This is a genomic window from Pseudoalteromonas denitrificans DSM 6059 (genome assembly GCF_900112265.1).
Classification (GTDB): domain Bacteria; phylum Pseudomonadota; class Gammaproteobacteria; order Enterobacterales; family Alteromonadaceae; genus Pseudoalteromonas; species Pseudoalteromonas denitrificans.
In genome coordinates, this window is sequence record NZ_FOLO01000001.1 from 316,016 (window position 1) to 326,023 (window position 10,008).

The following is a 10,008-nucleotide window of genomic DNA, read 5'->3' on the forward strand; positions in this document are numbered from 1 at the left end:
ATATGTTTGTGCCTTTTTTTTGTTAAATAATGTAAATGAAAGTGATTATCGTTATTGATCTTGTTTTTATAAGTATATAGAATGCCGTGCAAATAATATTAATTATCATTTACATTTTAAGGGAACGTAATGAAATTTTCTAAAAGTTTTGCATTGTCATTAGTTTGTGCTGCTATTTTATCTGGCTGTGGTGGAGACGATGGTAAAGACGGTACTAATGGCGCACAAGGTGATGCCGGTAAAGATGGTGTTAGTGTTTTTGTAACCACATCTGATGTCGTTAATACTAATGCACAACATGCTTATGCTGTTTATAGTGACTCACTTCTTGCTGCTAAAGCTTTAAAAGCGCAATTAGAAGTATTTGTTGCTGCACCTACTAATGAAAATTTCACTAAAGCGAAAGAAGCTTGGCTTGATGCTCGCGAACCGTATGGTGAGTCTGAAGTTTATCGTTTTCGCGAAGGTCCAATTGATAATTTAACAAAAAATGATGCGGGTGACTGGATCTTAGAACCAGAAGCTGGACCTGAAGGAGCGATTAATGCGTGGCCATTAGCAGAAGCCTTTATCGATTACACTATTGATATGGATGGCGCACAAAACCCTGAAAGCATAGCTTCAATTTCAGTCGGCGGAAATATAATCTCTAATTTGGAAGAGTTTCCAGTAATCAATAAAGAAGTACTCAAATCTTCTTTTGGTGGTTTAAATGAGGCACAAGATGAAGCGAATGTTACTTCAGGGTACCATGCAATTGAATTCTTATTGTGGGGACAAGATTTAAACGAAGATGGCACATATACGGCAAATCGTGATTATTCAGCCGGATACCGTAAAGCATCTGATTATTATACAGTCGAGAATGATTTTGAAGGTAAAGTGGGTACGTGTACTTCAGGTGAAGCAGGTTCTGACAATGCTTTATGTATTCGTCGTGGCCAATACTTGATTGCAGCCGCAGATTTACTAATTGATGATTTACAAGCGGTTACAAATGCTTGGGCACCAGGTTCTGGTTTTCATTACAATGAATTTACAAAAGCTGAAAATGCAAAAACATCTCTTGCTAAAATATTAGAAGGAATGGGCCGCTTAAGTTATGGTGAATTAGCGGGTGAGCGCATGAGTATTGCACTTCGTACGGATTCACAAGAAGATGAGCATTCATGTTTTTCTGATAATACCCATCGTGATATTTACTTGGATGCTAAAGGTATACAAAATGCATTTTTAGGGAGTTATACTCGTGATACAGGTGAAAACTTACAAGGTGCAAGTATTTATGATTTATTAGTTGTTGAAGGTCATCCTGAACTTGCTAATAAATTACGTTCGGCACTTGAGTTAACTATGGCCAAAGCTGCTGTTATTGATACAAATGCAAAAATGGGAACTTCATTTGATTTACAAATCCAGTTAAATGAATTTAAACCTGCAGTAACAGAAACGATTAAAGCTTTACAGTTTCAAACTGATGTCATCAATGAAGCGATCACTGCTCTTGAAGTTACAACAAGTGACTTAAAGCAAGATACCGAGGAATTTGGCGGTTAGTTATTATATTTAGTTTAAAACCCATCAAATAACTTTGATGGGTTTTTTTGTTATTAGCTTTTTATTTATGGGCGTAAAATGAAAAAGCATATTGTTACACTTTGCATACTGTCTAGTGTTTTTATTAGCGCATGTGGCGGTTCAGGTTCTTCTTCAGATAATTCTGACAATTCAAATAACAATGGTAATACAGATACTAACGGTGGTGGCACTACTGTTGTTTTACCTGGACAACCAAAAGATGGTTTAGCACCTATTTCAGCACACACTCCAGATAAAAATGAGCATTTATCTGGTGGAGAAGTCAGTACAAATGTATTTAATCAAGATGCATTTAGCCAATCAGCCAAGGTAATTCAAAGTGATTTTGAATTAGAAGGTGTATTTAAAGCAGGCGACCAATTATTTAGAACTCTGCACGATGGTCAAGGTCCTTTATTTAATAATGCAACTTGTCAGGGGTGCCATATCAAAGATGGTCGGGGTGAAGTCCCTAGAAATCCAAGTATGCCTATGACAAGCATGTTTTTAAGAATAAGTGATGATAAAGGTACTCCTGATATTATTTATGGTGATCAAATTCAAACCTTTGGCACTGTTGCTGATCATAATGAAGGGGCGTTACCAAAATATAATGGCGCTTTAAATGAAGGTTTAGCATATGGGGAAGCTTATGCCTTTGTGGAATATGAAGTGATAAATGGCCAATTTAATGACGGTGAAGCCTACCAGCTTAGAAAACCAATTTATAAAGTAAAAGATTTATCATATGGTGATTTTAATGACTCTGTTCGTTTATCTCCTAGGGTTTCTCCATCTGTATTTGGTTCCGGTTTATTACATGCGATACCCGAAGATTACATTACTTCGTATGCTGACCCTGATGATATAAATAATGATGGCATTTCAGGTCGTGCTGTTTATGTTGATGAGCCAATATCAAATGAAAATAAACTAGCGCGCTTTGGCTATAAAGCTGTAACAGCATCTGTATTACAACAAATATCAGGTGCATATCGTGGTGATATGGGGGTGACAAATATAGTTGCACAAGAGGAGCCCTGCACGTCAATGCAAGCAGCTTGCATCAATAAAGCTGAACAAGAGAAAGATGATAGAGAAAACGGCTTGGATTTAAGCAAGCTATCATTGGCTCAAGTTGAGTTTTATAATCGACTATTAGCTGTGCCCCAGCGTAGAGGTTACAATGCTCAAACAAATACTTGGAATGCGGATGTACTTACAGGTCGTGAGTTATTCCATCAGGCACAGTGTATTTCATGCCATGTACCACGCCATAAAACAGGCCAAGCTGAAGGGAGTTTATTAGGTGATGCTGGTTTATTAGATATTTCAGATACATCTACACCTATAGCGGCCTTAAGTGAGCAGGTTATTTATCCTTATACCGACTTACTCTTGCATGATATGGGAGGACACTGTCCTGAAATAACACGAGAAGATGATGAAGGAAATTCGTGTCTTTCGGGTTCACAGTGTTATTGGGTGCAAAAGTGTGAAGGCTTAGCGGATGATCGCCCTGAAGGAAGTGCAACTGGCACAGAATGGAAAACACCTGCGCTTTGGGGTTTAGGTTTAGTTCAAACTGTTAATCCAAATGCTACGTTTTTACATGATGGTCGTGCCCGTACTATTACCGAAGCAATTCTTTGGCATGATGGTGAAGCTAAAGCGGCAAAACAAAATTTTGTGGCTCTATCCAAAGCTGAGCGTACGCAATTGCTGACCTTTTTAGAGTCTCTTTAATGCGGCTCTTATATTTCATATTGATAATGTTTTTATTGGCTGCATGTCAGCCAATAAAAAGTAATGATATTAATGTGCCTGAATTTGATATTAGTGAGTTTAAACCCGGTGGTGAGGCGACTTTAAAGCGCCTTAATACTCGGACTTTCATCCATCCATCTGGAAATTTATCCCTTGAAGATGAATTAGATTTTTGGGACGGTTTTTCATTTTTCAGAGATCCTTGGGTTGCAGCTCCAGCTGCTACAAAAGATAGGGATGGACTTGGGCCATTATTTAATGCGCGCTCTTGTAAGGCATGCCATTCCAGAGGTGGTCGTGGAAAGCTTCCTAATGTAGGAATAAGCAAACCTATGGCCTTGCTTATTCGTTTGGGTAATGAAAATAATGGTGCTGCTATTGATGAGAATTATGGTGGTCAGCTACAGCCATTTTCTATCACTTTGTCTCATCAGTCACTTTCAACTCCTATTAAAGGAGAGGCGGATGTTAAATTGCAATATCAAATGCTTGATGGTCAATATTCAGATGGCACGCGTTATCAATTAAGAAAACCACACTATGATTTGGTGAATTTAAACTATGGTGAGCTAGCAGAGCATACAGTGCTATCTCCTCGTTATGCGCCAGCAATTTATGGCATGGGTTTATTAGATGCAATAAAAGAGTCTGATTTATTAGCGTTGCAAGATATTACAGATGAAAATGCTGATGGTATTAGTGCTAAATATAATAAAGTACCTGATGTTTTAAATAATAAAATTGCCTTAGGACGCTTTGGTTTTAAAGCTTTACATCCGTCACTTGCGCAGCAAATTGCAGGTGCATTTGTAAATGATATTGGCATTACAAATCCTTTTTTTCAAACCGATACCTGTACTTATATACAAGTTGGTTGTCGTCAGAGATCAAAAATAGGGGGTCATGATAGTCAATTAGAAATCCCCGCTAAATTACATCAACTCACTGAGTACATGGGCCAACATGTAGCTGTTCAGCCTACACGTTCATTAAAAAATAAAAAAGCACAGCAAGGTCGCTCACTTTTTTATCAACTTAAATGCGATTCTTGTCATCAACCTAGTTTTAAAACTGATGATAATTATCCGGTAAAAGAATTAGCTGGGCAGAAAATTTGGCCTTATACAGATTTAGCTTTGCATGATATGGGTCCTGGTTTATCCGATGGGAAAGCTGAGTTTGAAGCGAATAAAAATGAATGGCGAACAGCACCGCTTTGGGGAATTGGTTTGCAAAACCGTATTCAAGGTTATCAAGCCTTTTTACATGATGGCAGAGCAAGGACATTAGAAGAGGCCATTTTATGGCATGGCGGCGAAGCAAAAGCCGCACAACAAAAATTTATAGCACTAGATAAACCTCAAAGAGAGGCACTTATCTTTTTCTTAAAACAGATATAGAGAAGATAAAATGAAAAAATTAGCATTAATGATTGCAATGAGCTTCGCACTAGTTGCATGTGGTGGCGGATCATCAAACTCAACAGAGGCTGTTGATACTAACACCGGAAATGGGGGAACAGATACTGTTGAACCAGTAAAAACGAAAGAAGAAGCAATGATAGCTGTATTAACATCATTAGCTGATAATTATATTCTGCCTTCTTACAGCGATTTGGCTAATAAAGCTGATGAGTTTGAATCTGCAAGTATTGATTTTTGCTCGAATTCTAAAGCTGGAACTGCTGAGTTAACAAAATTACGACAGAGTTGGCTAAGTTTGAGTTTAAGTTGGCAGCATACAAAGCCTGTAAAGGAAGGTATGGCTGACAATACTTTTGTGAATTCAAGAATGCAAACATGGCCAGAAAAAACGGCTATTTTAAGAGGAGTTGAAACGTTACTTGCAGCAGAGCCTCTAAATGAAATGGTCGTCTCTCAAACGCAAGATGGCGCGCAAGGCTTACCAGCTTTAGAGTATCTATTATATCCTGAGCTAGAAGCACAAAGTCTACTAATCGCCACTGATAAAGAAAAGCGCTGTCTTGCAGTCATGTCTATTGCAGCAAATGTTAAAGCCATAGTGCTTGAAATTAATACGTTATGGTTGCAAACAGGCGGTAATGAAAGGGCGCAATATATTAGTGGCTCAGAAGAGCAGATAGAAAAACAGTTAACAAGTTGGTTTGTAGTACTTGAAGCTATTGTGGATGATAAAATAAATAAAGTATTAGCAGAGGGGATTCCTGGAATCGTTAAAAATGCAGAGCAATATCGCAGTAAAACTTCTTTTGAAAGTATAAAGAAAAACGTAAAAGCACTTGAAGTTGTGTATTTAGGTGGCGATGGTTATGGTTTTGATGATTACTTATTAGAAATTCATAAAAAAGCGGAGTTAGACAAAGTGATTAAAGCTGCTTTTATACAAGTGTATGCAGCTCTAAATAAATTGGATATATCATTAGAGCAAGCTGTTACCGATAATGTAACACGACAAGTTTTAGAAGAAATTACAACTAAGTTAACAGCACTTCGTACCATAATGACAACCGATTTTGTGCAAACAACAGATTTTTATCCGCTAATAAATACAACTGATGGCGATTAATATGAATCGTCGTGGTTTTTGTAAATCCATGCTGGCTTTTGCCGGCATAACCAATTTACCTGCTTGTAATCTTTTAAAAGATAAACAATTTGCCAGTGCTTTTAATACTTTTGGCAATAAACATTTTATTGCCAAGTTAGATGAAAATGGCGCAATTGTGACTCAGGTTGAAATCCCCTATAGAGGTCATGATTTGGCTCAAGTACCAAATCAAAAAAATCGTGTATTTGCATTTGCACGACGCCCTGGAAATATGATTTTTGATATTAACTTAGAAGAGGGTACGTTAACTAATACGATAGAATCTCAAAAAGGTCGTCATTTTTATGGTCATGGCGTTTTTTCTTTAGATGGACAGTTTTTATTTACACCTGAAAATGATTTTGAAAATCAAGTGGGAAAAATTGTTGTAAGGAATGTGAATGACTCTTCTGTTTTAGCTGAATATGATTCTGGTGGCGTTGGGCCACACCAATGTGCACTATTAAGTGACGGTATTACTTTAGTCATTGCAAATGGTGGTATCGCGACACATCCAAATCAGCCCCGTAAAAAGCTTAATATAGCCTCGATGAAACCAAATTTAACTTATTTAAATACACAAACGGGTGAAGTAAAAGCTCAGATCCTACCGCCTCATGATCAATTAAGTATTCGCCATTTAGATGTTAGTAAGCAAGATAAAGTTGTTGTAGGTATGCAATATCAAGGCAATAAACAAGATAAAGTACCTCTTATTTTTACACAGCAAGGTGATAATGCTTTACAGGCTTGTGAAGTAGAGCAGGAGGTTTGGCAGCAAATGAATCAATATACGGCAAGTGTCTGTATTGATAATGCGTTAAATATTGCAGCTGTGAGTGCACCCAGAGGAAACTTAGTCAGTTATTGGGATTTGAATAACAATAAATATTTAGGTCAGTATCACAGTGCTGATTGTGCGGGGGTTGCTTTGGCTGATGATGGTTTTGTATTATCAAATGGTACAGGGGTGATCGAGCGCATTGTTGCTTTATCTAAAACACCTTTAAAACAAAAGCGTAGTGCGGGAATTAAATGGGATAATCATATGCTAGCACTTGTTTAAAATATAAGAGCTATATTGAACTGGTAAGAGATGTTTACCTTGGCTAAGAGTACTAAGTCAAGGTAGACTATGGTCCATTTTATTTTATTAATGCATTGAGTCAAACTGACGTGAGCCAAAAAGAAGATAAATTTGTAGATATTCGTCCTTATAATGATAGTGAAGTGCCCGCGGCATTAGAGCGCTTGATTAATGATGATGATTTTATTAACTTAATTGCAAAACATAACATTCCTAAATGGTTATCGCCTTTTTCATTTATTACTAAGCCTTTATTAAAAAAACAATTAGCTAAAAAATGGCTGAAATTAAATACAGTCAAAAAATTACAAGCTGAAGTTTATAAATACTTAGGTTTAGTCATAAAAAAAACGACATCTCAGGTTACTTTTTCGGGGCTTGATAAGCTAGATAAGTCAAAATCTTACCTTTTTATTTCTAACCATAGAGATATTGCGCTTGACCCTGCGCTTTTAAATTGGGGCATGTTTTCTCATGGAATGGATACTGTGCGCATCGCTATTGGTGATAACTTATTGCAAGTACCATATATTACTGAACTAATGCGATTAAATAAGAGTTTTATTGTAAAGCGCTCAATAAAAGCACCAAAAGAAATGTTTAAAGCATTATCGCACCTCTCAGCTTATATTTTTGATTCAGTCAATACAGGTAATTCTGTCTGGATTGCACAAAAAGAAGGAAGGGCTAAAGATGGTGATGACTATACAGATCCTGCCTTACTCAAAATGATTCAGTTGCAAGGTCGCAAGCAAAAACTGAGTTTTGAAGAGTATGTTCGAAAGTTAAATATTGTGCCTGTTTCTATTTCTTATCAATTTGAACCATGTGATATTGCAAAGGCAAATGAGCGTTTTCATAAAGATAAATATGGTGAATATCAAAAGCAGGAAGGTGAAGATATGGATAGTATAATGGAGGGCTTTAGAGCAAATAAAGGTCACGTACATATGGCTTTTGGGCAACCTATTGTTGATGGGTGCAGTTCTGCTGAAGCATTAGCACAAACCATCGACCAGCAAATATTATCATCTTTTTATTTACATCCTGGAAACTATATAGCGGCTAATCATAATGTGCTTGATGTAAGCGATATTGATAAAAAACAGTTTGAACAGCGTATGATACAAGTGCCAGATGAGTTAAAGGAAATTGTATTAGGCATATATGCTAAACCTTTAGAGAAACAGCTCAAACAGTTATAAAAATTATAAATATTAGTTTTTAAAAACCGCGTTAGCGGTTTTTTTGTGTCTAAAATTCAGGCTATACTTAAGTCATTATTATCTAAGGGGGAGGTATGATGCAACAAATTGAAATATTTGAAATTCCTAGCCCTTGTATTGATGTTTGCCAAACGAATAGTCGAGGATATTGCTTAGGCTGTTACCGCAGTAGAGAAGAGAGGTTTCAATGGCTAAAAATGGATGTTTCTCAGAAAAAAAAAGTACTTATTTTATGTCAGCAAAGGAGGAAACGTCATCAGCAAAAAATAGCGGCAAATAAAAATACGAGTGAGCATAATATTTGTGAGCAAAAAGATTTTGGTTTTTAATAATGCGCTATGCCATGTTTATTTTTAAGAGTGTCTACGATACCTTGTTTTTTTAATTGGTTTAGTGCTTGAGTTAAAGGTATCACCAATTTTTTGTGTTTTTCATGTAAAAAATGATATGAATTGAGTAGTTCAACTTCTTGTACTTTATATTTTATTTTTTCAAAATGTGGTAAATCATGGGAAAGTTGGAAGTCTAATAATAATACAGCATCAACTTTTTTTTGTGTTAATAATGACAATTGTGTTTTTATATTCTGTACTGGAATTCTTGTGCCTAAAAAGTTGGCTGTATTTAAATATTTATTTGCAACAGGGTAACCAGCTCTATAGCTAATAGAAGAAAACTCTGAAATATTACATGGTAAGCATTTTGTTTTATTATGAACTAATAGCAGTTTGAAATTAAATAATGCAAAAGGAACTCTGATTAAGTTAGGGTATTGCTGACTAATATTTGCAATACGACCTAGCTGGCCATCAAAAAAACCTAAATTTGCTGCTTTGAGGGCATTTTCATAAGAGTAGGGTTTAAGTGACATTTCATAGTCAATAGATTTATAAGCAAGCTTCATTAATTCAATGACATATTGTGATTGTGCGGTTTCAGTTGGCAGGTTAAAAGTTAATTTTTGCTCAGCATAACTTTTACAGCTAAAAGTAAAAATAAAAGTAGTTATACAAAAAATAATGAATGGCTGAAGCATCGATATATTTTCACCGTTAGTTTTTTAATTTAAAATCGATTATACTATGCTGTGCTTTTAAAAGTTAGAATAACAATTCATGAATTATAACCTTTGTCTTTTATCCAGAAATGAAAAATATCAAATCCAGTTAGATTATGAAGCATCTTATTGGGCCTATCAAATTAAAAAAGGTAAAAGTAGCCGAGATGTTATTTATGGCAACATTTTAGCTCGTCCAAGTTCAGAGCAGGATTATTTAAAACAACAGTTTGAAAAATACCTCGCTGCTATGTAAACATGCGATATGCTCAGTTTGAAATAGAATTATTGGTTAAAATAAAAACCCCCTTAGTAAATAAATTTTATGATTTAAATCGGGTTAAAGGCCGTGCTAATAAACAAGATGATGTCTGGGTTGTAAGGAATCATTCTGAAATTATTGCTGCATGTCGGGTTCAAACAATTGCCAGTCACTTATTTTTATCGACTTTATTTGTATTGCCTCAAATGCGAAATGAAGGTGTTGCAAGAGATTTGTTACTATATTTAATTGAATATTATAGAAATAAATCATTATTACCAATATTTACTTTTGCTTATTCCACTTTAGATTCATTTTATAATTCACTTGGTTTTAACGCATGCCAGAATTTACCAATTGAATTAAAATGCATGTTTGAAAGTTACCAATTGCAAGGTCGAAAAATTATACCTATGTATACATAAGGTAAGTTAATTTTTTGTGCTATTTTAATCCTCCCTTT

Annotated in this window: 10 protein-coding genes; 9 read left to right on the forward strand and 1 reads right to left on the reverse strand. The window is 35.7% G+C overall.

The genetic code is table 11. From position 1 onward, the window contains the following. Positions 1–129: 129 nt before the first annotated feature. The 7 genes from BM088_RS01270 (at position 130) to BM088_RS01300 (ending at position 8,555) form a co-directional block, all read left to right on the forward strand. Positions 130–1,557, forward strand: a complete 1,428-nt coding sequence (locus BM088_RS01270) for an imelysin family protein (RefSeq protein ID WP_091979044.1) — start codon at positions 130–132, stop codon at positions 1,555–1,557. A gap of 78 nt (positions 1,558–1,635) precedes the next feature. Then, the gene (locus BM088_RS01275) at positions 1,636–3,324 is read left to right on the forward strand and encodes a di-heme oxidoreductase family protein (protein WP_091979046.1); all 1,689 of its coding nucleotides are present in this window, start codon (positions 1,636–1,638) and stop codon (positions 3,322–3,324) included. Beyond that, positions 3,324–4,745: a di-heme oxidoreductase family protein gene (locus BM088_RS01280; protein ID WP_091979048.1), complete on the forward strand. Its 1,422-nt coding sequence runs from the start codon at positions 3,324–3,326 to the stop codon at positions 4,743–4,745. The genes BM088_RS01275 and BM088_RS01280 overlap by 1 nt, the downstream gene beginning before the upstream one ends. A 10-nt stretch (positions 4,746–4,755) precedes the next feature. After that, a complete protein-coding gene (locus BM088_RS01285) occupies positions 4,756–5,892 on the forward strand; it encodes an imelysin family protein (RefSeq protein ID WP_091979050.1) in 1,137 nt (378 codons plus the stop codon). Between the two features lies 1 nt (position 5,893). Continuing rightward, positions 5,894–6,979 (forward strand): DUF1513 domain-containing protein, encoded by a 1,086-nt coding sequence (locus tag BM088_RS01290; protein ID WP_177207909.1) that lies wholly within the window; start codon positions 5,894–5,896, stop codon positions 6,977–6,979. 110 nt (positions 6,980–7,089) lie between these two features. Continuing rightward, positions 7,090–8,205: a 1-acyl-sn-glycerol-3-phosphate acyltransferase gene (locus tag BM088_RS01295; RefSeq protein ID WP_091979134.1), complete on the forward strand. Its 1,116-nt coding sequence runs from the start codon at positions 7,090–7,092 to the stop codon at positions 8,203–8,205. Positions 8,206–8,303: 98 nt separating this feature from the next. Then, complete coding sequence (locus BM088_RS01300) at positions 8,304–8,555, forward strand: DUF1289 domain-containing protein (protein ID WP_091979136.1); 252 nt, start codon at positions 8,304–8,306, stop codon at positions 8,553–8,555. Here BM088_RS01300 and BM088_RS01305 read toward each other — a convergent pair. Beyond that, the gene (locus BM088_RS01305) at positions 8,552–9,262 is read right to left on the reverse strand and encodes a hypothetical protein (protein ID WP_091979054.1); all 711 of its coding nucleotides are present in this window, start codon (positions 9,260–9,262) and stop codon (positions 8,552–8,554) included. The genes BM088_RS01300 and BM088_RS01305 overlap by 4 nt on opposite strands. Positions 9,263–9,341: 79 nt before the next feature. Here BM088_RS01305 and BM088_RS01310 point away from each other — a divergent pair, with 79 nt between their 5' ends. Both BM088_RS01310 and BM088_RS01315 read left to right on the forward strand, forming a co-directional pair. After that, positions 9,342–9,539, forward strand: a complete 198-nt coding sequence (locus BM088_RS01310; RefSeq protein ID WP_091979056.1) for a DUF3283 family protein — start codon at positions 9,342–9,344, stop codon at positions 9,537–9,539. Positions 9,540–9,541: 2 nt separating this feature from the next. Beyond that, on the forward strand, positions 9,542–9,970 hold the full coding sequence (locus BM088_RS01315) for a GNAT family N-acetyltransferase (protein ID WP_091979058.1): 429 nt from the start codon (positions 9,542–9,544) through the stop codon (positions 9,968–9,970). The last annotated feature ends 38 nt before the right edge of the window (positions 9,971–10,008 follow it).